This is a genomic window from Ciceribacter lividus (assembly GCF_003337715.1).
Taxonomy (GTDB): domain Bacteria; phylum Pseudomonadota; class Alphaproteobacteria; order Rhizobiales; family Rhizobiaceae; genus Allorhizobium; species Allorhizobium lividum.
Window position 1 is genome coordinate 181288 of the sequence record NZ_QPIX01000003.1, and the last position, 21087, is coordinate 202374.

23 protein-coding genes and 2 tRNA genes are annotated in these 21087 nt (G+C 64.0%); 17 read left to right on the top strand and 8 right to left on the bottom strand.

What is annotated here, in order from left to right; all coding sequences use genetic code 11:
- Positions 1 to 21: 21 nt before the first annotated feature.
- Together DFR48_RS07040 and DFR48_RS07050 are read right to left on the bottom strand one after the other, a co-directional pair.
- Positions 22 to 1107, bottom strand: coding sequence for a DUF475 domain-containing protein (locus DFR48_RS07040; protein WP_114362477.1), 1086 nt, complete (start codon positions 1105 to 1107; stop codon positions 22 to 24).
- Positions 1108 to 1512: 405 nt separating this feature from the next.
- Positions 1513 to 1587: transfer RNA gene (locus DFR48_RS07050), tRNA-Thr, on the bottom strand.
- A gap of 159 nt (positions 1588 to 1746) precedes the next feature.
- Between DFR48_RS07050 and DFR48_RS07055 the strand changes: the two genes are divergently transcribed.
- The 11 genes from DFR48_RS07055 to DFR48_RS07105 all read left to right on the top strand — a co-directional run bounded on the left by DFR48_RS07055 (position 1747) and on the right by DFR48_RS07105 (position 8186).
- Positions 1747 to 1989 (top strand): hypothetical protein, encoded by a 243-nt coding sequence (locus DFR48_RS07055; RefSeq protein WP_147273515.1) that lies wholly within the window; start codon positions 1747 to 1749, stop codon positions 1987 to 1989.
- A gap of 128 nt (positions 1990 to 2117) precedes the next feature.
- The gene (murA, locus tag DFR48_RS07060) at positions 2118 to 3410 is read left to right on the top strand and encodes a UDP-N-acetylglucosamine 1-carboxyvinyltransferase (RefSeq protein ID WP_114362479.1); all 1293 of its coding nucleotides are present in this window, start codon (positions 2118 to 2120) and stop codon (positions 3408 to 3410) included.
- 120 nt (positions 3411 to 3530) lie between these two features.
- The gene (locus DFR48_RS07065) at positions 3531 to 3965 is read left to right on the top strand and encodes a DUF2948 family protein (RefSeq protein ID WP_114362480.1); all 435 of its coding nucleotides are present in this window, start codon (positions 3531 to 3533) and stop codon (positions 3963 to 3965) included.
- A 41-nt stretch (positions 3966 to 4006) separates the two neighbouring features.
- Positions 4007 to 5305 carry a histidinol dehydrogenase gene (hisD, locus tag DFR48_RS07070; RefSeq protein ID WP_114362481.1) on the top strand — a complete coding sequence of 433 codons (1299 nt, stop codon included), beginning with the start codon at positions 4007 to 4009 and terminating at the stop codon, positions 5303 to 5305.
- Between the two features lie 3 nt (positions 5306 to 5308).
- Positions 5309 to 5782 (top strand): UPF0262 family protein, encoded by a 474-nt coding sequence (locus DFR48_RS07075; protein ID WP_114362482.1) that lies wholly within the window; start codon positions 5309 to 5311, stop codon positions 5780 to 5782.
- A gap of 5 nt (positions 5783 to 5787) precedes the next feature.
- Complete coding sequence (locus tag DFR48_RS07080) at positions 5788 to 6249, top strand: arsenate-mycothiol transferase ArsC (RefSeq protein WP_114362483.1); 462 nt, start codon at positions 5788 to 5790, stop codon at positions 6247 to 6249.
- Between the two features lie 133 nt (positions 6250 to 6382).
- Entirely contained in the window at positions 6383 to 6601 is a 219-nt protein-coding gene (gene infA, locus DFR48_RS07085; RefSeq protein ID WP_004435948.1) for a translation initiation factor IF-1, read from the top strand.
- Between the two features lie 36 nt (positions 6602 to 6637).
- Complete coding sequence (locus DFR48_RS07090; protein WP_112685402.1) at positions 6638 to 7258, top strand: Maf-like protein; 621 nt, start codon at positions 6638 to 6640, stop codon at positions 7256 to 7258.
- A gap of 4 nt (positions 7259 to 7262) precedes the next feature.
- Positions 7263 to 7475, top strand: coding sequence for a DNA gyrase inhibitor YacG (gene yacG / locus DFR48_RS07095; protein ID WP_114362484.1), 213 nt, complete (start codon positions 7263 to 7265; stop codon positions 7473 to 7475).
- Positions 7476 to 7664: 189 nt separating this feature from the next.
- Positions 7665 to 7740: transfer RNA gene (locus DFR48_RS07100), tRNA-Phe, on the top strand.
- 131 nt (positions 7741 to 7871) lie between these two features.
- Positions 7872 to 8186, top strand: coding sequence for a hypothetical protein (locus tag DFR48_RS07105; RefSeq protein ID WP_114362485.1), 315 nt, complete (start codon positions 7872 to 7874; stop codon positions 8184 to 8186).
- A gap of 5 nt (positions 8187 to 8191) precedes the next feature.
- Here DFR48_RS07105 and DFR48_RS07110 read toward each other — a convergent pair whose 3' ends face one another.
- The 4 genes from DFR48_RS07110 to DFR48_RS07125 all read right to left on the bottom strand — a co-directional run bounded on the left by DFR48_RS07110 (position 8192) and on the right by DFR48_RS07125 (position 12908).
- On the bottom strand, positions 8192 to 9505 hold the full coding sequence (locus DFR48_RS07110) for an HlyD family type I secretion periplasmic adaptor subunit (RefSeq protein WP_210205967.1): 1314 nt from the start codon (positions 9503 to 9505) through the stop codon (positions 8192 to 8194).
- On the bottom strand, positions 9502 to 11166 hold the full coding sequence (locus DFR48_RS07115) for a type I secretion system permease/ATPase (protein ID WP_245415543.1): 1665 nt from the start codon (positions 11164 to 11166) through the stop codon (positions 9502 to 9504). Before DFR48_RS07115 ends, DFR48_RS07110 begins: the two co-directional genes overlap by 4 nt.
- A 309-nt stretch (positions 11167 to 11475) precedes the next feature.
- Positions 11476 to 12399 (bottom strand): DMT family transporter, encoded by a 924-nt coding sequence (locus tag DFR48_RS07120; protein WP_170141817.1) that lies wholly within the window; start codon positions 12397 to 12399, stop codon positions 11476 to 11478.
- The gene (locus DFR48_RS07125) at positions 12396 to 12908 is read right to left on the bottom strand and encodes a MarR family winged helix-turn-helix transcriptional regulator (protein ID WP_114362487.1); all 513 of its coding nucleotides are present in this window, start codon (positions 12906 to 12908) and stop codon (positions 12396 to 12398) included. The genes DFR48_RS07120 and DFR48_RS07125 overlap by 4 nt, the downstream gene beginning before the upstream one ends.
- A gap of 199 nt (positions 12909 to 13107) precedes the next feature.
- Between DFR48_RS07125 and DFR48_RS07130 the strand changes: the two genes are divergently transcribed.
- Complete coding sequence (locus DFR48_RS07130) at positions 13108 to 14211, top strand: hypothetical protein (RefSeq protein ID WP_210205968.1); 1104 nt, start codon at positions 13108 to 13110, stop codon at positions 14209 to 14211.
- A gap of 34 nt (positions 14212 to 14245) precedes the next feature.
- Here DFR48_RS07130 and DFR48_RS07135 read toward each other — a convergent pair whose 3' ends face one another.
- Positions 14246 to 14503 carry a hypothetical protein gene (locus DFR48_RS07135; RefSeq protein ID WP_114362488.1) on the bottom strand — a complete coding sequence of 86 codons (258 nt, stop codon included), beginning with the start codon at positions 14501 to 14503 and terminating at the stop codon, positions 14246 to 14248.
- A 97-nt stretch (positions 14504 to 14600) separates the two neighbouring features.
- On the opposite strand from DFR48_RS07135, the gene DFR48_RS07140 reads away from it, so the two are divergent.
- Entirely contained in the window at positions 14601 to 14801 is a 201-nt protein-coding gene (locus DFR48_RS07140; RefSeq protein ID WP_114362489.1) for a membrane lipoprotein lipid attachment site-containing protein, read from the top strand.
- 107 nt (positions 14802 to 14908) lie between these two features.
- Here DFR48_RS07140 and ligD read toward each other — a convergent pair whose 3' ends face one another.
- Complete coding sequence (gene ligD / locus DFR48_RS07145) at positions 14909 to 15973, bottom strand: DNA ligase D (RefSeq protein ID WP_342634913.1); 1065 nt, start codon at positions 15971 to 15973, stop codon at positions 14909 to 14911.
- Positions 15974 to 16383: 410 nt separating this feature from the next.
- Here ligD and DFR48_RS07150 point away from each other — a divergent pair, with 410 nt between their 5' ends.
- The 4 genes from DFR48_RS07150 (at position 16384) to DFR48_RS07165 (ending at position 21087) form a co-directional block, all read left to right on the top strand.
- Positions 16384 to 18027, top strand: coding sequence for a globin-coupled sensor protein (locus DFR48_RS07150; protein ID WP_114362491.1), 1644 nt, complete (start codon positions 16384 to 16386; stop codon positions 18025 to 18027).
- A gap of 136 nt (positions 18028 to 18163) precedes the next feature.
- Complete coding sequence (locus tag DFR48_RS07155; protein ID WP_114362492.1) at positions 18164 to 18463, top strand: STAS domain-containing protein; 300 nt, start codon at positions 18164 to 18166, stop codon at positions 18461 to 18463.
- Positions 18460 to 18825 carry a chemotaxis response regulator CheY1 gene (cheY1, locus tag DFR48_RS07160; protein WP_112688919.1) on the top strand — a complete coding sequence of 122 codons (366 nt, stop codon included), beginning with the start codon at positions 18460 to 18462 and terminating at the stop codon, positions 18823 to 18825. Before DFR48_RS07155 ends, cheY1 begins: the two co-directional genes overlap by 4 nt.
- A 15-nt stretch (positions 18826 to 18840) precedes the next feature.
- Positions 18841 to 21087: a chemotaxis protein CheA gene (locus tag DFR48_RS07165; RefSeq protein WP_114362493.1), complete on the top strand. Its 2247-nt coding sequence runs from the start codon at positions 18841 to 18843 to the stop codon at positions 21085 to 21087.

The window sequence follows — 21087 nt, forward strand, 5'->3', positions numbered from 1 at the left end:
GCCGTCCTGCAATCTCAGGACTCAGATGTTCTCCACCACCGCCTCGCGCCCGCGCAGCTGTTCCATCCGGTTGTAGCGGATCGATGACCATAGCGAGATGCCGATCAGTCCTGCGCCGCCGAGCCCGGTGATTACCTCCGGGATGTGCAGCATTGTCTGGCAATACATGATCACCGAGAGGATCAGGATCGCGTAGAAGGCACCGTGCTCCAGGTAGCGGTATTCGGCGAGCGTCCCCTTTTCGACGAGCATGATCGTCATCGAGCGGACATACATGGCGCCGATGCCGAGCCCGATCGCGATGACGAAGAGGTTCTGCGACAGTGCGAAGGCGCCGATAACGCCGTCGAACGAGAAACTCGCGTCCAGTACCTCCAGATAGATGAATGCGCCGAGGCCGCCCTTCGCCGCTTCCACCATCGTTCTTTGCGAGGCGTCGAGGAGGCCGCCGATCACCTCGACGGCGAGGAAGGTGACGAGGCCGTAGATCGCCGAGTAGACGAAGGTTACCGCCTCCGCACCTTCGAGCAGATAGGAAAAGAGCAGGATCATCAGCAGCACCAGGCCGATTTCGATGCCCTTGATCGTCGCCGAGCGCGCCATGTGCTTCTCGATGACGTCGATCCAGTGCACGTTCTTCTCGTGGTCGAAGAAGTAGGTGAGGCCGACCATCATCAGGAAAGTGCCGCCGAAGGCAGCGATCGGCAGATGCGCGTCGTTCATGATGCGCGCATATTCGGCCGGTTCACGGGCGGCGAGAAGGAAGGCTTCGACCGGCCCGAGATCGGCGGCGATCACCACGATCGCCAGCGGGAAGACGACGCGCATGCCGAACACCGCGATCACGATGCCCCAGGTCAGGAAGCGGTGCTGCCAGGCGGGCGTCATGTCCTTTAGCTTGTTGGCGTTGACGATCGCGTTGTCGAAGGAAAGTGATATTTCGAGCACGGCGAGCACGGCGCAGATGAAGAAGACGGTGGCCATTCCGCCGATCGTGCCGCTGGATTGCCAGCCGAGCCAGCCGCCGAGCACCAGGCCGACAGCCGTCATGATGAAGGCCCACTTGAAGTAGTCGAGCATTCCCTTTTGGGCAGGGGTCGCGTTCATCGGCTCGCCCTCCCGCCGTGAATATCAAATATGGATTGCCCAAGGCATGCACTGGCGACGCAGGCATGCGGGTGAGGCATGGTCGAAATCGACATGATTTTTGTATCCGCCGGCTCATCTTGCTGGCGGTACCGACATCACGAGAGCGCCGTAAACTCTCGCCAGAGGGGCCCGGCACCAGAGGTTCGGCCGCGGCAGCCGGCAAACCGGGACCGCGGGACCACGCTGTTTTCCACTGAACGGCCGGAGATCGTCAAGAGGCGATGCAGCCTCAGCGCAGTCGTCCTAAATGTAGGTGCTGCTGCACTGTTCGCCAACGGAGCAAGCGCATTTGGCCTGCGGCATTTCGGCAGGCCTGCAGAAACGGCGATGCGGAGGAAAGTCTTGGGATCAAACAAGGAAAACTGGTGCTGCTAGAGAGATTTGAACTCTCGGCCTCTCCCTTACCAAGGGAGTGCTCTACCCCTGAGCTATAGCAGCCTGCAGTGTCGGGCGCGATGCGCCGTTCGAAGCGTGCGGGCCTATTGCCACAGGTTTTCGATGAGCGCAAGCCGCAAATTCGAACTTGCGTGCAAGATTTCGGGCCGTGTCTCGCGAACCCTTTTGGAATGCCGGGTTTTCCGCTATCAAGCGGCAATGATGAAGGAAACCACCGAATCGAGGGCACGAGGCGAGGCGCCGGTCGCCGGCGAATTATCGCAGGGGCACGCCGGGCCGAAGGGTACCTCCGCGACGAGGGCCGACGAACGCAAGGCGCGGGCTGCCGAAAAGCTCAAGGAAAACCTGCGCCGTCGCAAGCAGCAGCTTCGCGCCCGCCGCGCCGGGGCGGCCGACGAGGCGGAGGGATTGCCTGCCGCAAAATCGACCAAAGACGATGTTTAGTGCGTTCCCGACCGCGTCGGCTGCCCGGCCGAATTGAACGCGGTCTTCTTTTCGTCTAGAGAACGACGCTCTCGCGAAGGCGGGAACGGGAATAACGAGAGAAAGGCGGGCGGGGCCCGTAGGATCATATGGATCGTATCAGGATTGTCGGCGGTAACGCGCTCAATGGGGTCATCCCGATTTCCGGCGCGAAGAACGCCGCACTGCCGCTGATCATTGCCTCGCTGCTGACGAGCGACACGCTGACGCTCGAAAACGTGCCGCATCTTGCCGACGTCGAGCTTCTCCTGCGCATTCTCGGCAATCACGGCGTCGATGTCTCCGTGAACGGCCGCCGCGAGCACCAGAACGGCTCCTATTCCCGCACCATCCATTTCACCTGCCGCACGATCGTCGACACGACGGCTCCCTACGAGCTCGTCTCCAAGATGCGTGCGAGCTTCTGGGTCATCGGCCCGCTGCTCGCCCGCGAGGGTCGGGCGCGCGTCTCGCTACCCGGCGGCTGCGCGATCGGCACACGCCCCGTCGACCTCTTCATCGAGGGGCTGACGGCGCTCGGGGCGATGATCGAGATCGACGGCGGTTATGTGGAAGCGCGGGCGCCGAAGGGCGGCCTCGTCGGCGGTACCTACACCTTCCCGAAGGTGTCGGTCGGTGCGACGCACGTCATGCTGATGGCGGCTTCGCTCGCCCGCGGCAAGACCGTCATCAACAACGCCGCCCGCGAGCCCGAAATCGTCGACCTCGCCGCCTGTCTGAATGCCATGGGTGCGAAGATCTCCGGCGCCGGCACCTCGACCATCGTTATCGAAGGTGTGGAGGCCCTTTCGGGCGCCCGTCACCGTGTGCTCCCGGACCGTATCGAGACCGGAACCTACGCCATGGCGGTTGCCATGACCGGCGGTGATGTCGTTCTGGAGGGCACCGACGCGGCCCTCCTCGACACGGCGCTCGAGGCCATTCGCCGGGCCGGTGCGGTCGTTACTCCTGTGGAGAACGGTATCCGGGTGGTGCGCAACGGCAGCGACATCCGCCCGGTTGACATCGTCACCGAGCCTTTCCCCGGCTTCCCGACCGATCTTCAGGCGCAGTTCATGGGACTGATGACACGGGCGGACGGCGTCTCCCACGTCACCGAGACCATCTTCGAGAACCGCTTCATGCATGTGCAGGAACTCGCCCGTCTCGGAGCCAAGATCACGCTTTCGGGCCAGACGGCCAGGATCGAGGGCGTCAAACGCCTGCGTGGCGCACCGGTCATGGCGACCGACCTGCGTGCCTCGGTGTCGCTGGTCATCGCCGGCCTGGCCGCCGAGGGCGAGACCCTCGTCTCCCGCGTCTACCATCTCGATCGCGGTTTCGAACGGCTGGAGGAAAAGCTCGGCCGGTGCGGCGCCATCGTCGAGCGCATCAGCGATTAACACCTTGAAAAACCGCCTGCCGGCGGCGCTCCGGGCGTTGCCTCTTGCATTGCGGCTTCCTATGTCGGAAGGGAAGATGGCAGGGCCGGATCGTCTCCGGCCCATTCGGGAATCGGTGCTATGACGGATCTCAAGCTTCTCGCTCTCGACAGTGACGACCTCGCTGTGATCTCGGCGCACATGCAGGACGCGGTCTTCAAGGTCGGCGACATCGCCTATCTGCCGCGCGCGCGCCAGTTTTCGCTGGTGGCCAACCGCTTCGTCTGGGAGCGGACCGAGCCGAAGCGCAGGAGTTTCGAGCGCAGGCGGACGGTCCTCACCTTCAAACGGGTGGAGGCAGTCCGCTCGACCGGAATCGACCGGACGAGGAACGATGATGTCCGTTCGTTGCTTGCCCTTCGCTTCCGTCAGGAGGGCGAGGGACCGGGTGGCGTTCTGGAACTGGTGCTTGCCGGCGGCGGCATGATCGCGCTCGACGTCGAATGTATTGAAGGGCAGCTTGCAGATACCGGCGCGGCGTGGGAAACCTCCCGCAAGCCCGGTCATCCGGGGTGATGTCGGGCTCTAGGGCGGGCCCAGGAGAGGGGTAGCAGGACGTGGCAATCTGGCTTGAACAAGGAGCCGAGGGTTTTGAGGAACGGTTCGCCGCCTTCCTCACGACGAAGCGGGAGGTTTCCGCCGACGTCAACGACGTGGTGCGTGCCATCATCGAGGACGTCAGGGTGCGCGGCGACGCGGCGCTGGCGGAATACTCGCTCCGCTTCGACGGCGTCGATTTCTCCAGCATCGGCATGCGTGTCACCGAGGACGAGATTTCGGCGGCGGTCGCCAAGGTCGAGCCGGAGGTCATGGATGCGCTGAAGCTTGCCGCCGAGCGCATTGAGCGTCACCACGCCCGCCAGATGCCGAAGGATGACATCTATGAGGACACGCTCGGCGTCGGTCTCGGCTCGCGCTGGACGGCGATCGAGGCCGTCGGCCTTTACGTTCCGGGCGGGACCGCGAGCTATCCGAGTTCGGTGCTGATGAACGCCGTGCCGGCCAGGGTCGCTGGTGTCGAGCGCATCGTGATCGTCGTGCCGGCGACCGGCGGCGACATCAATCCGACCGTGCTGGCCGCCGCACGGATCGCGGGCGTGACGGAAATCTACCGGATCGGCGGCGCACAGGCTGTTGCCGCACTTGCCTACGGCACCGAGACGATCGCCCCGGTCGCGAAGATCGTCGGCCCCGGTAACGCCTATGTGGCTGCAGCCAAGCGGCAGGTCTTCGGCACTGTCGGCATCGACATGATCGCCGGCCCCTCCGAGGTGCTGGTGATCGCTGACGCCAACAACGACCCCGACTGGCTCGCCGCCGACCTGCTCGCCCAGGCCGAGCACGACCGCGGTGCCCAGTCGATCCTGATCACCGATGATCTGCCGCTCGCCAAGGCCGTCGAGGCCGCCGTCGAACGGCAGCTGAAATCGCTCTCGCGCTCGGAGACGGCCGCGGCGAGCTGGGCGGATTTCGGCGCCATCATCCTCGTGCCGGACCTGAAGGCAGCCCTGCCGCTCGCCAATCGCATCGCGCCGGAGCATCTCGAACTCGCCGTCGATGATCCGGACGCGCTGATGGCCGGCGTGCGCAACGCGGGAGCGATCTTCCTCGGTCGCCATACGCCGGAAGTGATCGGGGATTATGTCGGCGGTTCGAACCACGTCCTGCCGACCGCCCGTTCGGCGCGGTTCTCCTCTGGCCTTTCCGTGCTCGATTTCGTCAAGCGCACCTCGATCCTGAGGCTCGGGCCCGGGCAGTTGCGCAGCCTCGCACCCGCGGCGATCACGCTCGCCCGCAGCGAAGGGCTCGACGCGCACGCGCGATCGGTTGCGATCCGGCTCAATCTCGAAGGCTGAGCGATGGCCACGGGCGACTACCGGCTCTGCGACGTGATCCTCGACGAAACGATCGGGCGCTCGACGCCCGATGTCGAGCATGAGCGGGCGGTCGCCATCTTCGATCTCATCGAGGAGAATTCCTTCGAGCCGGTTGGCCATCCCGGCGGCCCCTACAAGCTCTATTTGTCGCTGGTCGACAGCAAGCTCGTCTTCTCCATCAAGACGGAGAAGGAGGCGGCGGTTGCGACCCATATCCTCTCGCTGACGCCGTTCCGGCGGATCATCCGCGATTACTTCATGATCTGCGAGAGCTATTACGAGGCGATCCGCTCCTCCACCCCGAGCCAGATCGAGGCGATCGATATGGGCCGTCGCGGCATCCACAACGAGGGATCGCAGACTCTGATGGACCGGCTGTCCGGCAAGATCAGGATCGATTTCGATACCGCCCGCCGGCTCTTCACCCTGGTTTGCGTCCTCTATTGGCGGGGGTAGCCGCAATGGCGGAGGAGGCGCCGAGCAGCGGGAGGAGGGGGCCGGGTGCCATCCTCTTCATCTGCGGCATGAACGCGATCCGGTCCCCGATGGCCGAGCTGATCGCCCGCAAGCTCCTGCCGCAGGGCGTCTACGTGGCGTCCGCCGGCGTCCGGTCGGGGGAGCGCGATCCCTTCGTCGACGTTGTGCTGGAAGAGATCGGGCTTTCGCTCGGCAGGCGCCAGCCGCAGACGCTGGACGAACTCGAGGATGATTTCTTCGATCTCGTCGTCACGCTCGCGCCCGAGGCGCACCACGCGGCGCTCGAGCTCACCCGCTCCTCGGCCGTCGAGGTGGTCTACTGGCCGATGCCCGATCCGACGGTCGCCACCGGGACGCGCGAGCAAATCCTCGCCGCCTATCGCGAGGTGCGCGACCGCATCGAGCGGCGAATCCGCGAGGAGCTCGTGGCGGCCATATCGAGGTGAATGAGCATCCATTGAAACAAATTGCGAAAGCACGATCTACAAGGTTCACAAAACCGCGGTGATTGTGTAGTTTCCGCGCACATTTTCAGGGTCGCAGACGACCTGAAGCAACAGACAGAAAGACAACCGCTCTATGGCAAAAGAAGAAGTCCTCGAATTCCCCGGTGTCGTCACCGAATTGCTGCCCAACGCCACTTTCCGCGTGAAGCTCGAAAACGAGCACGAGATCATCGCCCACACGGCCGGCCGCATGCGCAAGAACCGCATCCGCGTCCTCGCCGGCGACAAGGTTCTCGTCGAGATGACCCCTTACGACCTCACCAAGGGCCGCATCACCTACCGCTTCAAGTAAGCGGGCGATTTCAAGCAGGCAGACGCCCGAGGACCCATGGATCCGACACAGAAGCTGATACTGGCCTCCGGTTCCCCACGCCGCGTCGATCTGCTGATGCAGGCCGGCATCGAGCCCGCGCGCCTGATGCCGATGGACCTCGACGAAACGCCGAAGAAGGCGGAGCATCCCCGCTCGCTGGCGCGCCGGCTGTCGACCGAAAAGGCGCGTGCCGCCCATGATGCGGTCAAGGGCGATTTCTACTGGGACGGCTCCTACATTCTCGCCGCCGACACCGTTGTCGCCGTCGGTCGCCGCATCCTGCCCAAGGCGGAATTCATCGAGGAAGCCGCCTCCTGCCTGCATCTGCTCTCCGGCCGTGGCCACTGGGTGTTCACCGGCATCTGCCTCATCACGCCCGATGGTGCCGTCCGCCACAAGGTCATCGAGACCAAGGTGCGTTTCAAGCGACTGTCGACAGCGGAGATCGAAGCCTATCTCGCCTCCGGCGAATGGCGCGGCAAGGCGGGGGCCTATGCCGTTCAGGGCTTGGCCGGCTGCTTCGTGCAGAAGCTCGTCGGTTCCTACACCAATGTCGTCGGGCTGCCGCTCTTCGAGACCACCCAGCTGCTGGCGGGCGAAGGTTTCGACGTCCAGGCCGCGTGGAAGGAGGGCTGAGGCGATGGCGGAAGACACTTCCGGCGGCAAGGGCAAGGTCGAACCCTTGCGCAAGACGCGGCCCTGCCCGGAATGCGGCCGGCCTTCGACCCGCGAGAGCTATCCCTTCTGCTCGGAACGCTGCCGCACGCTCGACCTTTCCCGCTGGCTCAAGGGCAGCTATGCGATCCCGGTCGCCGAGGATGAATCCCGGGCGGATGACGAAAACCGCGACTGAGGCCGCGTCGATCCGGCATTGAACTCATTGGAATACCTTGTTTTTCCGCGTTTGTAGCGAAGCTGTCAAAAAAGTGCCGATTGGTGCTGGACATGGCCGAACAAGATGCTATAACCGCGCTCGCTCCGGGGGACAAAACGCCCCTGCCGATCCAGAAAAGGATCGGACGGCTTGCAAGTCGAGCCTGATGCCCGGATAGCTCAGTTGGTAGAGCAGCGGATTGAAAATCCGCGTGTCGGTGGTTCAAATCCGCCTCCGGGCACCATTTTTCTCCAGAAACAGACGTGACCATTTCGTTTCGCGCCCGATATCGCCCTATCGGCTCCCTGAATTTGTACTGTAGTAACGTCTGAAATAAAGACCTATCGTATCGGCCTCGTTTCGCAGGAGGTTTCGATGATCAGGTTCTTTCCCTTTGCGCGAATGCTTGCCATTGCCGTTCTTGCCGGGGCCGGGAGTGTTCCGGCGGCAGATGCCGGCGATCGGTCGCCTGAGGCGCCTCTGCTTGCCTTCTATTCGACCGACCAGAGGCCGACCCAGACCTGCACGGATGGCAGCGTGTCTTCCCGCGGCTGCCCGGCGGCGGGCGTCGAGGTCGCGACCGGCAATGAATGCCCGGCCGCCAGCGGCGAATACTGCAGCGATGAAACGCCCTATTGCTGCGGCACGCCCGGCAATTACTATTGCGCGACCGACGTGAACCACTGCTAGCGGCCTCAATCCTCCCGCATGGCGCGGGCGATCTGGTCGGCAAGCGGCTTGGTCAGGTAGGAAAGCGCGGTGCGCTCGCCGGTCTCGATGAAGGCTTCGACGGGCATGCCCGATTGCAGCACCAGTTCGCCGAGGCGGGCGACCTCTTCGCGCGGCATCGTGATACGCACGGTGTACCACGTCTCGCCCGTCTCCCTGCTCGCGCTGAGATTGGCGCCGATCGTCTCGACCGTCCCAAAAATCTCCGGCGTCGTGCGCTGGTTGAATGCGGAGAAGCGCAGCACCGCCTGCTGGCCGGCATGCAGCTGGTCGATGTCGGCCGGGCGCACGCGCGCTTCGACGACCAGCGCGTCGTTCACCGGAACGATCTGCATGATGGTCTCGCCCGGCGTGATCACGCCGCCGATCGTATGCACCGCAAGCTCGTGCACGAGGCCAGCCTGTGGCGCGAGAATGTTCACGCGTTTCAGTTCGTCGAGGGCGGCGACCCGCTGTTCGGCAAGCTCGGCAAGCTTGTTGTCGATATCCCTGAGCTCCGTCAGCACCTCGGCGCGCCGATCCTGGTCGAGCTGCAGGATCTGCAGCTCGGTTTCGGTGATGCGGGTCGCCGCGCGCGCGATGTCGGAGGTGAGCTGGCCCCGTTCGCCGGCGAGCTGCGCCTTCACGCGCTGGAGTGCGGCGACCTGTGAGAAAGGCGTGAGCTGCTTTTCGTGCAGCGTTACGACGCCCGCCAGCTCTTCGTCGATGAGCTTCAGCTCGTCGTCCTTGGCGGCGCGACGCGCGACGAGACCGTCCGTTTCCTGCCGGATCTGGCCGATCCGCTCGCGGAGCTGTGCCTTCTGTCCCTCGAGTGTGCGCTTGCGAGCCCTGAACAGCGACTCCTCGGCCTTTGCGTAGTCGGCGACCTCCGGCTCGGAGAGCCGCGCCGTCAGCTCGTCGGGTACGGTGATCTCCGCCGCCTCGTCGCGTTCGGCGGCAAGTCGCATGCGACGTGCGGTCAGCTGGTCGATCTGCTTGGTGATCACCGCGAGGTTGGCGCGGGTGATCGTATCGTCGAGGCGGATCAGGAGGTCCCCGGTGGCGACCCGCGAGCCGTTCTTGACATGAATTTCGCCGACGATACCGCCGCTGCGGTGCTGCACCAGCTTGACGTTGCCTTCGACCACCACCATGCCCGGCGCGACCACGGCACCTGCAAGCTTGCTGGTCGCGGCCCAGCCGCCGATCCCGAGGATGAGAACGGCGCTCGCCACCGCGGCGACCGTCATGGAACGGGCGATGGAGCGGGAGGCCCGGTTCTTGCGCGGACTGTCTGTCATGAATTCTCCGAAACGGCGCGGACCGTCGTCTTGCGCAGGACTTCGTCGCGCGGGCCGAAGGCGACCATGCGTCCCTCGTTGAGCACGAGAACATGGTCGACAGCGGCAAGCGCGCTCGGGCGGTGAGCGATGACGATCACCACCGAGCCCGCCTTGCGGGCGGCGATGATGGCATTGGTGAGGGCGGCTTCCCCTTCGGCGTCGAGGCTTGCATTCGGCTCGTCGAGAACGATCAGGAAAGGTGTGCGGTAGAGGGCGCGGGCAAGCCCTATGCGCTGGCGCTGGCCGGCCGACAGGATCGCGCCGCCGGCGCCGATGCGCGTGTCGTAGCCGTCGGGCAGAGAGAGGATCAGGCTGTGGGCGCCGGCCATCGTCGCCGCGTCGATGATCGCCTCCGCCTTCGCATCCGGAGAAAAACGGGCGATGTTCTCGGCAATCGTGCCGTCGAAAAGTTCGACGTCCTGCGGCAGATAGCCGACCGAGGAGCCGAGCGCTTCGGGATCCCATTGAGCGAGTTCGGCGCCGTCGAGGCGTACCGTTCCGCGGGCCGCCGGCCACACGCCGACGAGAACGCGCGCCAGCGTCGACTTGCCCGAGCCGCTCGGTCCGATGATCCCGAGCCCCTGGCCAGCCCTGAGTTCGAAGCCGATGTCGCGGACGATGATCGCGGTCGTGCCCGGCGCAACGATCGTAAGCGCGGCTGCGGTAATCGTCTGGCGCGGTGCGGGCAGGGCCATCGGCATGGTGCCGGCTTTCAGCTTTTCCAGAACGTCCTCGAGCCGGCGGCGGGCCTGCCGGGCGTTCACGAAGCCGCGCCACTGGCCGATCACCAGCTCGATCGGCGCGAGCGCCCGGGAGGTCAGGATGGAGGCGGCGATCATGGCGCCGGGCGAGGCGAGCTGGAGAATGGCAAGCCACGCACCGAGTGCCAGCACGCCTGACTGCAGGGCGAGGCGGAAGATCTTGGAGGCGGCGGAGAAGCCGCTGGTAACGTCGCCGGCGCGTCGCTGTTTCTCGATGAAGTCGGCGTTGGTCGCATCCCAGCGGGCGGCATAGGCGTCTCGCATGCCCATCGCCTGCAGGACTTCGGCATTGCGCCGCCCGGCTTCGAGATAGTCGGCGCGTCTTGCAGCAAGCAGCGAGAGGAGCCGCATCGGCTCCCGCAGCCTCACCTCGCTGGTGAGCGTCAGTGCGATCAGCGCGACGGCACCCGCGACGGCGAGCCAGCCGAAATAGGGATGGAAGAGAAAGAGGATGACGAGATAGAGCGGCAGCCACGGCAGGTCGGCGATCGCGATCGGGCCCTGGCCGCTCATGAAGCCGCGCAGCTGGTCCAGATCACGCAGGGGTTGTGGAACGGCTTCCTTTTTCGAAAGTCGAAGAGGCAGCTTCAGGACCGCGTCGAAGGCGGGCCTGCCGAGCTCCTCCTCGAGCCGCTGGCCGATCTGCGTCAGGATACGCGAACGGATGATCTCGAACAGCGCCTGGAACAGGTAGAGCGTGACGGCGAGCAGCGAGAGCGCCACCAGCGTCGGCACGCTGCGGCTCGCCAGCACGCGATCGTAGACCTGCATCATGAAGAGCGGCCCGGTGAGCATCAGGATGTTGGTCACAGCGCTGAGGGCGACGATGCCGGCGAAGGCGGCTCGGGTTTGCCTCAAGGTCGCGGCTACCAGGGGGCGTCGCGTCTCTTGCAATGTGGCAGTCAATTCATCCCCCTGGCATTCTAGGAAATCGCGGACGTTCCCGCGGTCGGCTACGCCAAGCTTCAGCAGAATCTCGCGAAGATTGCAATGGCCGCCGGCCGTCTGGGCGGGGCGTGCCGCTCTCTTCCGCCATGCCGCCAAAATCGGGCGGAATTCAGATGAAGGGGCTTGTCGTGCGACCGTGCGCCGCCCGCTTTGCCGACGCCGCGGAAGCATGACCTGGGGCCGGTGGCTCGTTCCCCGCGCGGCTGTGTCTGGCCGTGCCTATTCGTGGGACCGGCCCATGACGACCGCGCCGATGATCAGCGCCGCCCCGGCGAGCATCAGTCCCGTCGGGACCTCGTGGAGCCAGACATAGGCGCCGATGAGCCCGAAGATGGGTACGAGGGTGAGCCACAAACCTGCGGCCGCCGGCGAGAGATACCGCAGGCCGATGAGGTAGAGCCAGAAGGCCAACGCATACTGGATGACGCCCGAGAACGCCGCATAGGCGAGCATTCCGGGTGAAAGCGAGGCGATTGTCCCGTGTTCGAGGCCAAGGGTTTGCACGATCAGGAAAACGCTGACGGCAAAGACGAGGCCGACGATCTGTTGGGCCGAGGCGAGGGTGGCTGCGGGAAAGTCTCCGGTTACCTTCGACGACAGCACGACGTAACTCGCGGCAAACAGTGTCGCGAGCACGATCAGGCCGTCGCCGACCGAGCTTGCCTGTCCGCGTTCCAGCAGTGCTTCTCCGGATACCATCAGAAGGCCGAGGACGGCGATTCCGATGCAGGTGATGAGCCCGAGTGGCGGCCGCTGGCGCAGAAGCAGCCACGCCACCAGCACGATCAGCACCGGTTCGGACGCACTGATCACGGAAGCGCTGTTGGCGGAGGTGAGGGAAAGGCCGACCAGGCCGATCGTATAGGTCAGTCCCGGTTCGAGGATGCCGATCAACGCGGCGCGACCGATCCCGCTTGCACGATATCGCCAAGGCGTGTTCGGAATGGCGAGGAGCAGAAGTGCGGCGACGCTGGCGGTCAGCTGAATGACCAGCAGCGCACTTGACGATATCGTGTCGAGAAGGTCGCGGGACATGACGGTCGCAAAACCCCAGCAGGCAGCCGACCCGATCATCGCGGAAACGGCGATCCAGCGGCGCTTGCCCGGAGCCGGCGCAAGCGGGGTTGCAAGCGTCTCGCTCATCCGAACAGTTCCTCCCATCGTTCCTCGACTGGGCAGTGCTGCGGCACGCAGGTGTCCTCGTCGCACATCCGGCAATAGCGGTAGCCGTGTTCCTTCTTCGTCAGCAGGCCGCGCAGCATCTTGTCGAGGCAGCGGCCGAGAACGTCGGCCTCGGCGTCGGAAAGATGGGCGAGCGCCCGCTCGAGCACGCGGTCCCGTTGCCGCAATGCGACGAGCCGGCGTTTGGCTCCTTCCCGCGTGAGACGGAGCACCACGGTCCGGGAATCCTGGCCCACCTCGCGCCGGACGAGCTCTTCCTTCTGCAGCCGGTCGACGAGGCGTACGGCGCCGCTGTGGGTGAGGCGCAACGCCCTCGCCAGTTCGCCGATCTGAACGCCCGGATGAGCGCCGAGCATAATCAGCGCCGCCGCCGTCTCGCCCGTGGTTCGAAGAGCCTCGTCGACTGCCTCGCGCATGTCGTCCGCGAGGACCATAGCCAGTGCGCCGAGCATGTTTGATGTCTTTGTCATCTGCTCATGATAAGTATGTTGCGATCATATATCAAGCGCTCTCCGATGGTGCGGCGAGGAATTGCCGTGTCTGTCGATTTATGGCGCTTGAACGCCATTTCACTGCGCGCATTGCAGGCATTTCATGAAACTACTACTTGACGTTTAAAATTATATGAGCAAGTCATTTATATGCATAGGGGCTTCTTGGGGGAATGATATGCTGATCGACCTGGAAACATACTCTCGAACACTGTCTTTGCACGAACTGCTCGAACATGCTGAAAGGCACGAGCCGGGCACAAGCTTCGGTGCCGACATTGACGCTGCCAATGCCGAATTGCTCGACCCGCTGAAACGCCGTGAAGACCGCTGCGCGGCCTTCCTGAATTGGGCGTCGCGCCACCAGCCATGTCTCTTCGGCAGGCTTGGTGCACGCGGCATGCAGGGGATTGGCATCGATGTTTGCTGGATTGACGAGGCCGAGATCGCCTGCGGTGACGACCATGTCCGCGACAAGATCCAGCGGGCGAGGCGGGCCTGGAAGGAAAATGCTGCCGAGGGGATGGCGCACGGCTTTCTGATTATGTTCAACGGCCCGCGTCTCGCATTCTTGAAACCGGGCCCGTCACTGCTGGCGATCTGCGAGCGGATCGCCAATCTCTATCTCGTCGAGCATGCCCCAATTGAACGGGATGTGATCTACACGGAATCCCTGCCGCTGCGTGATGGAGGCGTCGCTCTCTTCAAGGCCGGCATCAATATCTTCTACCCGTCGGCCCATCGTACCCGCAACCATGATCGGCGAATCCCCGGTGGGCTGATGATCTCGGTCAACAGCCCCGGGCATTGGGCGAATTCTCTGGTGAAACGTGGACTTTCCGGGTCGCTGACAGAGGCGATCGACAAGGTCATGGAGACTGCCGTCCGGTCGATCGGCAATGGCGGTATCGGTCATGACGCTATGCCAAGCTGCAGCTGGCACAATCGCGAAGACGATCCTCGCGCGCTGGAAAGACGGCGGAGGCTACCGAAACTGCCTCGCTACGTGCCCGACGACTATTCGCAGCGTGTCTACGGGGCTCTCTATCACACCGACGTGCTGGTTCCGACGGAAGTCACACTCGACGGAACGATTGATCCCGACGTTTCCGCCTGCGAACACTGGCTGCACCTCATCCTCGACTACATTTCAGAAGCGGAATGCGCGCCGGGTCACGTGAACTATGCGCTCTTTCACGGACATCCGATTCCCGAGGAGGCGATGTTTCACAATCCCTGGCCACCGCGGCGTGCCGTGAACGCCCCTCTGGCGGACTATTGAGTCCGGGTGCGCCGCTGACTGCGCGTGCCGGTGTTCATGAAGCCGCTGCGCGGGCGCGGGCGGCATCGAGCACGGCACGCACCTCGTCGGCCATCACCGCCTCCCGGGCATAGCCGGCGGACGGGGTGAGCCCCGGGTCTTCCGCGCCGTCGAGCGGCATGTCGTCCTGCTCGAGATAGCGGATGATTTGCGCGCCTGCCGGCTCCTTCATCAACAGGGAAAGGATAGTGACCAGAAGCTCGCGATGGGCGTTCAGACGCCCTTCGATATCCTGACGTGTCAGTTCTTTCATGGGTCTTGCGGTCTCCCACACCAATTCGTTGCTTTGCCGCAGAAGGAACAAATTGCGGGGGCAATGATTTCACGTGTTGAACGGAGTATCAACGACCATGAAGAAGACGATTGTTCTTGCCTTCGGACTTATATTCCTCGCCGCCTGCAGCGACGAGAGCAAAAAGTCGACGACGACCGAACAGGCGCCTGCGACCCAGCAGACGGCTCCGGCCGCCCCGGCCGACCAAACCACCACTCCGCCGCCATCGACCGGCACTGAAGGCCAAACCCAGGGTCAGCAGACGCCGAGCAATTAATGTCCTTCTTGCTTGTTGAAAAGACTGCCCCCCGTCGCCTGCATCAGGGCGACGGGAACGTGTAGAAGGGGGGATCACGTGCCCCGGTGCACTTCCTGGAAAGGCTATCAGTAGCTGAGGACGGCTTGTGCGGCCCGGAAATCCTTCCATGGATCGGCAGCAAGCTGAGCCAGTCGGCTACCGATATTTGCGATGGTGAAATGTGCCGGGCCGATCGTGGCTGTCAGTTCCTCCCAGGTGAGCGGCATGGAGACCGGTGCGCCTTCACGGGCGCGAGGAGAGTAGGGCGCGACTGCGGTAGCGCCGCGACCGTTGCGCAGATAGTCGACGAGGATCTTGCCCTTGCGCTTTGCCTTCGACACGGTCGCGACGTAACGGTCCGGCGAGTCCGACGCCATGGCATCGGCGATCGCCTTCATCGCTGCCTTCACCGCGGGCCATTCGGTCTTCGGCTTCAGCGGCGCGACGACGTGCAGGCCCTTGCCGCCGGTAGTCTTGACGAAACCGGTGAGTCCCATGTCCGCAAGCCTGCCGCGCACCTCCTGCGCCGCTTCGATCACGCTTTCCCATGAGACATCCGGTCCCGGATCGAGGTCCATGTTGACCATGTCGGGTTTCTCCCAGGCGTCGAGCGTCGATCCCCAGGGATGGATTTCCAGCACGCCGCCCTGCACCAGCCCGAACAGGCCGTCGAGATCGTCGATTGCGACGTAGTGTTCGTCGCCGCGTTCCTTGGGATCGTCGACTTGCCTGATCGCCTTGCTCATGCCCCGCCAGGCGTGTTTCTGAAAGAAGCAGGCCCCGGAAATACCCTCCGGACAGCGGAGCAGTGCCAGCGGCCGGTGGACAATGAAGGGCGCCACCAGCGGCCAGACTTTGAGATAATAATCGGCGAGCTTCGCCTTGGTGATGCCGGCCTCCGGCCAGTAGATGCGGTCGGCATGGGTGAGTGCCACGCTGCACTTCGGCGGCATGTCTTTCGCGTTCTCGGCTGTCGTTTCCTGCACCACTTCGCGCGTCGCCTTGTTTTCCCGCGGACCGCGGACGGCAGCATGCCGCAGATGGGCGCCCGCCGTCCAGCCGCGGCATTCGATCTCCGTCACGAGTCCGGGCCGCAAGAAGGCGACATCGCAGTGCTTCATGACCTGAAAACTGATCGCCGACGCTGCCAAGACAAATCCTCCGTCTCGATAGGGGCGAAATGCGGGCTTGCCGCATTTGTTCCTGCCAGCGCGGTATCCGCGCGGGTCGACATGCTCGCGAAGTGCCCGGTTTCTGCCCGGTCGAAGCCGCGGAAGGATTTCGTTAACCTTCGGGCAACCAATTAACCATAAAGATTGGTCGATACGTCGGAATGGGATTCCGCTGCTCGTGAATCCCTTCGAGGCATGACGCCAGCCCGTCGTACCGGTCTCAGTCCGGTATGTTTTTTCATTGAAGCAGTTCAGGGGACAGTCTTCGGTGGGCGCCGGGCGAAAGCCCGCTCTTCCTTGACGTGGCGTGAGTCCGCAGACACTCGAGACATCCCGGGACCATTTCAGTCCGTCCGGTCGCATGCCGGACATGAACGAGGAATATTGTCTTGGCGCAGGTTTCGCCGGCAGATCGGACAGCGGGAGCGCAGGGCGGCAGCCTGCGCGACAGGTTGCGCTTTGCCGGGCTCGAACAGGCGGACTGCGAGCAGCTGAGGCGGCATCGTCCGCTGCTCGACGAAAGTATGAAGAAGGGGCTTCGCGACGTCTTCCAGCGTTACCAGACGTTTCCGGATGCGGCCCGGAATTTCACGAGCGAGCGGCAGCTCGAACGCCTGCACGATCTTCTCGCCTCCCACTGGGATGTTCTGACGGACGCCCGCTTCGACGGCCTTTATGCGGAGCGCGTCAAGGTTCTCTCTGACAGCGAAAGCAAGATGGGGCTTGATCCCCGTTGGCATGTCGCCGGCCACGCCGTCGTGCTCGAACACCTGATCGGCGGCGTTCTCGAGGAGATCGCAGGCTCGGGCTTCATGCCGTCCGGACGCAAGCGCGCCCGTGAACTCGCCGAACTCGTCGACGTGCTGGTGCGTGTCGTCATGGTCGATGTCGAGATCGCCGTCTCGTTGCGCTTCAACGAACTGCGGCTTCGTCATCACCGCGAGCTCACCGAACTGCGCGACCGCGAACGCTCGGATGTCGACACGATCTTCGGTCCGACGATCCGCGCCTTCGCCGATCGGGATCTCGACCAGCGCGTTACCGGTGAGGTGCCGGAGGCGTATGCGGACCTGGCCCGCGATCTCAACGCAGCGCTCGAACAGGTGCAGGTAGCACTGATCGCCTCCGACGAGAGGGCGCGGTCCGCCGAGACCGCCCTTGCTAGCGTCGTGTCGGCCTCGTCCGAGTTCGCCGGACGGGCAGGTCAGCATTCGGGCGATCTGCAGGAGGCCGCCGCCGCGCTGCAGGCCCTGCTGAGCGAAGCGCGTACCACGGCCGAGCAGACGAGGGCTGCAGAGACGGCGGTTGCCGCGGCCCGTCGTTCCGTCGAGGGCAGCGGCGAAGTCGCAGGACGTGCCATTGCGGCCATGGCGGACATCGAGACCTCGGCCGAACAGATCGGCCGCATCATCGGCGCGATCGACGAGATCGCCTTTCAGACCAACCTTCTCGCCCTCAATGCCGGAATAGAGGCGGCGCGCGCCGGTGACAGCGGACGCGGCTTTGCCGTCGTTGCCCAGGAGGTCCGTGCGCTTGCGCAGCGCTCGGCCGACGCCGCCCGCGAGATCAAGACGCTGGTCGCCACCACCAAGGCGCAGGTCAATGCGGGCGTAAAGATCGTCGCCCATACGCAGGACGCCATCGGCAGCATTGCAGGCGAAGTCGGCGGGATCAGCGAAACGGTCGGGGAGATCGCTCGCCGGTCGACGGCTCAGGCGGACGGTCTTCACGGTCTTGCCGGAGACGTCTCCGGTCTCGTCGGCGAGGTGAACGCCAGCGCCGCGCTCGCCCGTCGTTCGAGCGAAAGCGCGGATGATCTGCACAACCTGATCGTGGAGCTCGGTCGGACGGTTCGTGAGTTCCACTACGAGCGCCGGCGTAGGAGCTCCGCGGTCGTTTCGGACGATCGGCGCCAGTCGGCCGGCGTCGTTTCGGCGGGTCGTCTGCCCGCCGCGGCGAACATGGACATCGAGGAGACTGAGGGTGCATTCGGGCTCGATGTCCCGATGCAGATCGGCGGCTGGGGAGGTTGAGGGGATTGTTTACCACCTTCCATTACACAAGGGGAATTCGGACGGGCGAAAGGGCCCGCGGGGTGCCGTTTCCGGCTTCCGCGAGCGGGCTTCCCAGGCGGGACATCGACCTCTCCGAAACACGAGGAAAGAACTGATGGCAACACGGAAAGGCGCAAACAAGAGCTTGAAGCTGGCCGAGGTGCTGGACCTCAACGAGGCTTCGGCCCTGAAGAGCAGTCTCATGGACCTGCGCGGCAGCGGGCTCGACATCGATGCATCGCAAGTCAAGCGCGTCGGAGCGCAATGCGTGCAGGTGCTGATGGCGGGAGCGAATGCGTGGGGCGCCGACAAGAAGCCTTTCACGTTAGTGAAGGCGTCGGAGGCCTTCCTGAAGACCCTTCAACTGATTGGCGTGAATGCAGACCACCTGCTCGCTGAGGAGATTCGGCAATGAAGAAGAAAGTACTGACGGTGGATGACTCCAGGACCATCCGCAACATGCTGCTCGTGACACTCAACAATGCCGGCTTCGAAACCGTGCAGGCGGAAGACGGCGTCGAAGGCCTCGAAATCCTGGAGGAGGCCAACCCCGACGTGATCGTCACCGACATCAACATGCCGCGCCTTGACGGCTTCGGCTTCATCGAAGGCGTCCGCCGCAACGAGAAATATCGTGCGGTGCCGATTCTGGTGCTCACGACCGAAAGCGACGCGGAGAAGAAGAACCGTGCACGTCAGGCCGGTGCCACCGGCTGGATCGTGAAGCCGTTCGATCCCACCAAGCTGATCGATGCGATTGAACGTGTAACTGCCTAAGCGGGAATTCCTCCGATGGATATGAACGAAATCAAAGAGATCTTCTTCCAGGAATGCGAGGAACAGCTCGCGGAACTGGAGTCCGGTCTTCTCAAGATGAATGACGGGGACCGCGATCCGGAAACGGTGAACGCCGTGTTCCGGGCCGTGCATTCGATCAAGGGCGGTGCGGGCGCTTTCGGCCTGGACGACCTCGTGTCCTTCGCTCACGTCTTCGAGACGACTCTCGATTGCGTTCGATCCAACAAGCTCGAGCCGACGCACGAGGTGCTGAAGGTGATGCTGCGGGCCGCCGACGTGCTCGCCGACCTTACCAACGCCGCCCGCGACGGCGGCAGCGTCGACGGCGCACGTAGCGCCGGCCTCGTTCGCGAACTGGAGGCACTTGCGAACGGCGAGGCGGCGCCCGCGGCCGCTCCCGTGGCTGCCGCGCCGGCACCGACTCCGGCACCTGCTGCCGTGGCGCCGACCGACGACAGCGGATTCCAGCCGATCCCGTTCTCCTTCGATACCTTCGATGATGAACCGGCACTGCCGCGCTTCGTGATCACTTTCAAGCCGCGTCGCGATCTCTACTCCAAAGGCAACGACGCGGCATTGCTGCTGCGTGATCTCTCCCGCCTCGGCGAGATGAGCATTCATTGCGATATGGATGCTCTTCCGCAGCTCGACGAAATGGATCCGGAAGAGGCCTATTTCAGCTGGAACATCGAGCTCTCGACCGACAAGGGCGAGGATGCGATCCGAACCGTCTTCGAGTTTGCCGAATGGGACTGTGACCTCGAGGTGAAGGCGCAGACGGAAGAGGCTGTCCCGACGGGTGAAGAGCCTCCGATGGTTCCGGTTCCCTTCGATCTTTCGCTGCTGGATGATGGTGGCGTCTCGGAGGCAAACACTCGCGAAAGCGATGTCGCTGCAGCCGTTGCCGCGGCAGAAACCGCGTCCAATGTCATGCATATGGCAGGTGCCTCCGCACGGCAGGAAAAGAAGGAAGCGCCGGCAGCCGCACCGGTCAACGCAGCCGCTTCCGCGAATGCCGCGCAGAACGCCGCGGCCGGACAGACGATCCGCGTCGACCTCGACCGCGTCGATCGCCTCATTAACCTGGTTGGTGAGCTCGTCATCAACCAGGCCATGCTCTCGCAGAGCGTGATCGAGAACGATACCAACGGCAACACCACCATCAACATGGGTCTCGAGGAGTTGCAGCAACTCACTCGCGAGATCCAGGATTCGGTGATGGCGATCCGGGCGCAGCCGGTGAAGCCGGTCTTCCAGCGCATGTCCCGTATCGTGCGCGAGGTTGCCGACATGGTCGGCAAGCAGATCCGCCTCATCACGGAAGGGGAAAACACCGAAGTCGACAAGACCGTCATCGACAAGCTCGCCGAGCCCCTGACCCATATGATCCGCAATGCCGTCGACCACGGCATCGAGACGCCGGAGAAACGCGTCGCCGCCGGCAAGAATCCGGAAGGTACGGTCAAGCTGACTGCGAAGCATCGCTCCGGCCGCATCGTCATCGAACTGGTTGACGACGGCGCCGGGATCAACCGCGAGCGCGTTCGCCAGAAGGCCATCGACAACGATCTGATTGCCGCCGATGCCAACCTTTCCGACGAGGAAATCGACAACCTGATCTTCATGCCGGGCTTCTCGACCGCCGACAAGATCTCCGACATCTCCGGCCGCGGCGTCGGCATGGACGTCGTGAAGCGCTCGATCCAGGCCCTTGGCGGTCGCATCTCCATCAGCTCGAAGCCGGGCCATGGGTCCACCTTCACCATGAGCCTGCCGCTGACGCTGGCCGTTCTCGACGGCATGGTTGTCACCGTCGCCGGCCAGACGCTGGTGGTACCGCTGACGGCGATCGTCGAAACCCTCCAGCCGGAGGCGCAGAACATCCATTCCTTCGGGTCCAATCAGCGTCTGATTTCCATCCGCGACAGCTTCTGCCCGCTGGTGGACGTCGGCCGCATCCTCAATTTCCGCGGCACCCAGGCCAATCCGGTCGAAGGAGTCGCCCTGCTGGTGGAATCGGAGGGCGGCGGTCAGCGCGCCCTGATGGTCGACGCCATCCAGGGCCAGCGTCAGGTGGTCATCAAGTCGCTCGAAGCGAACTACACGCACGTTCCGGGCATCGCCGCAGCCACCATCCTCGGTGACGGCCGGGTCGCCCTCATCCTTGACGTCGACGCCGTCGTCGCCGCTTCTCGCGGTCAATCCCTCAAACCGGAAATGTCTTTAGCAGTCGCAGGTTAG

Excerpts from the sequence above, each read along its gene's own strand:
- DFR48_RS07040 (WP_114362477.1), bottom strand. The coding sequence starts at position 1,107 with ATGAACGCGACCCCTGCCCAAAAGGGAATGCTCGACTACTTCAAGTGG.
- DFR48_RS07055 (WP_147273515.1), top strand. The coding sequence starts at position 1,747 with ATGAAGGAAACCACCGAATCGAGGGCACGAGGCGAGGCGCCGGTCGCC.
- murA (WP_114362479.1), top strand. The coding sequence starts at position 2,118 with ATGGATCGTATCAGGATTGTCGGCGGTAACGCGCTCAATGGGGTCATC.
- DFR48_RS07065 (WP_114362480.1), top strand. The coding sequence starts at position 3,531 with ATGACGGATCTCAAGCTTCTCGCTCTCGACAGTGACGACCTCGCTGTG.
- DFR48_RS07075 (WP_114362482.1), top strand. The coding sequence starts at position 5,309 with ATGGCCACGGGCGACTACCGGCTCTGCGACGTGATCCTCGACGAAACG.
- DFR48_RS07080 (WP_114362483.1), top strand. The coding sequence starts at position 5,788 with ATGGCGGAGGAGGCGCCGAGCAGCGGGAGGAGGGGGCCGGGTGCCATC.
- infA (WP_004435948.1), top strand. The coding sequence starts at position 6,383 with ATGGCAAAAGAAGAAGTCCTCGAATTCCCCGGTGTCGTCACCGAATTG.
- DFR48_RS07090 (WP_112685402.1), top strand. The coding sequence starts at position 6,638 with ATGGATCCGACACAGAAGCTGATACTGGCCTCCGGTTCCCCACGCCGC.
- yacG (WP_114362484.1), top strand. The coding sequence starts at position 7,263 with ATGGCGGAAGACACTTCCGGCGGCAAGGGCAAGGTCGAACCCTTGCGC.
- DFR48_RS07105 (WP_114362485.1), top strand. The coding sequence starts at position 7,872 with ATGATCAGGTTCTTTCCCTTTGCGCGAATGCTTGCCATTGCCGTTCTT.
- DFR48_RS07110 (WP_210205967.1), bottom strand. The coding sequence starts at position 9,505 with ATGACAGACAGTCCGCGCAAGAACCGGGCCTCCCGCTCCATCGCCCGT.
- DFR48_RS07120 (WP_170141817.1), bottom strand. The coding sequence starts at position 12,399 with ATGAGCGAGACGCTTGCAACCCCGCTTGCGCCGGCTCCGGGCAAGCGC.
- DFR48_RS07125 (WP_114362487.1), bottom strand. The coding sequence starts at position 12,908 with ATGACAAAGACATCAAACATGCTCGGCGCACTGGCTATGGTCCTCGCG.
- DFR48_RS07130 (WP_210205968.1), top strand. The coding sequence starts at position 13,108 with ATGCTGATCGACCTGGAAACATACTCTCGAACACTGTCTTTGCACGAA.
- DFR48_RS07135 (WP_114362488.1), bottom strand. The coding sequence starts at position 14,503 with ATGAAAGAACTGACACGTCAGGATATCGAAGGGCGTCTGAACGCCCAT.
- DFR48_RS07140 (WP_114362489.1), top strand. The coding sequence starts at position 14,601 with ATGAAGAAGACGATTGTTCTTGCCTTCGGACTTATATTCCTCGCCGCC.
- DFR48_RS07155 (WP_114362492.1), top strand. The coding sequence starts at position 18,164 with ATGGCAACACGGAAAGGCGCAAACAAGAGCTTGAAGCTGGCCGAGGTG.
- cheY1 (WP_112688919.1), top strand. The coding sequence starts at position 18,460 with ATGAAGAAGAAAGTACTGACGGTGGATGACTCCAGGACCATCCGCAAC.
- DFR48_RS07165 (WP_114362493.1), top strand. The coding sequence starts at position 18,841 with ATGGATATGAACGAAATCAAAGAGATCTTCTTCCAGGAATGCGAGGAA.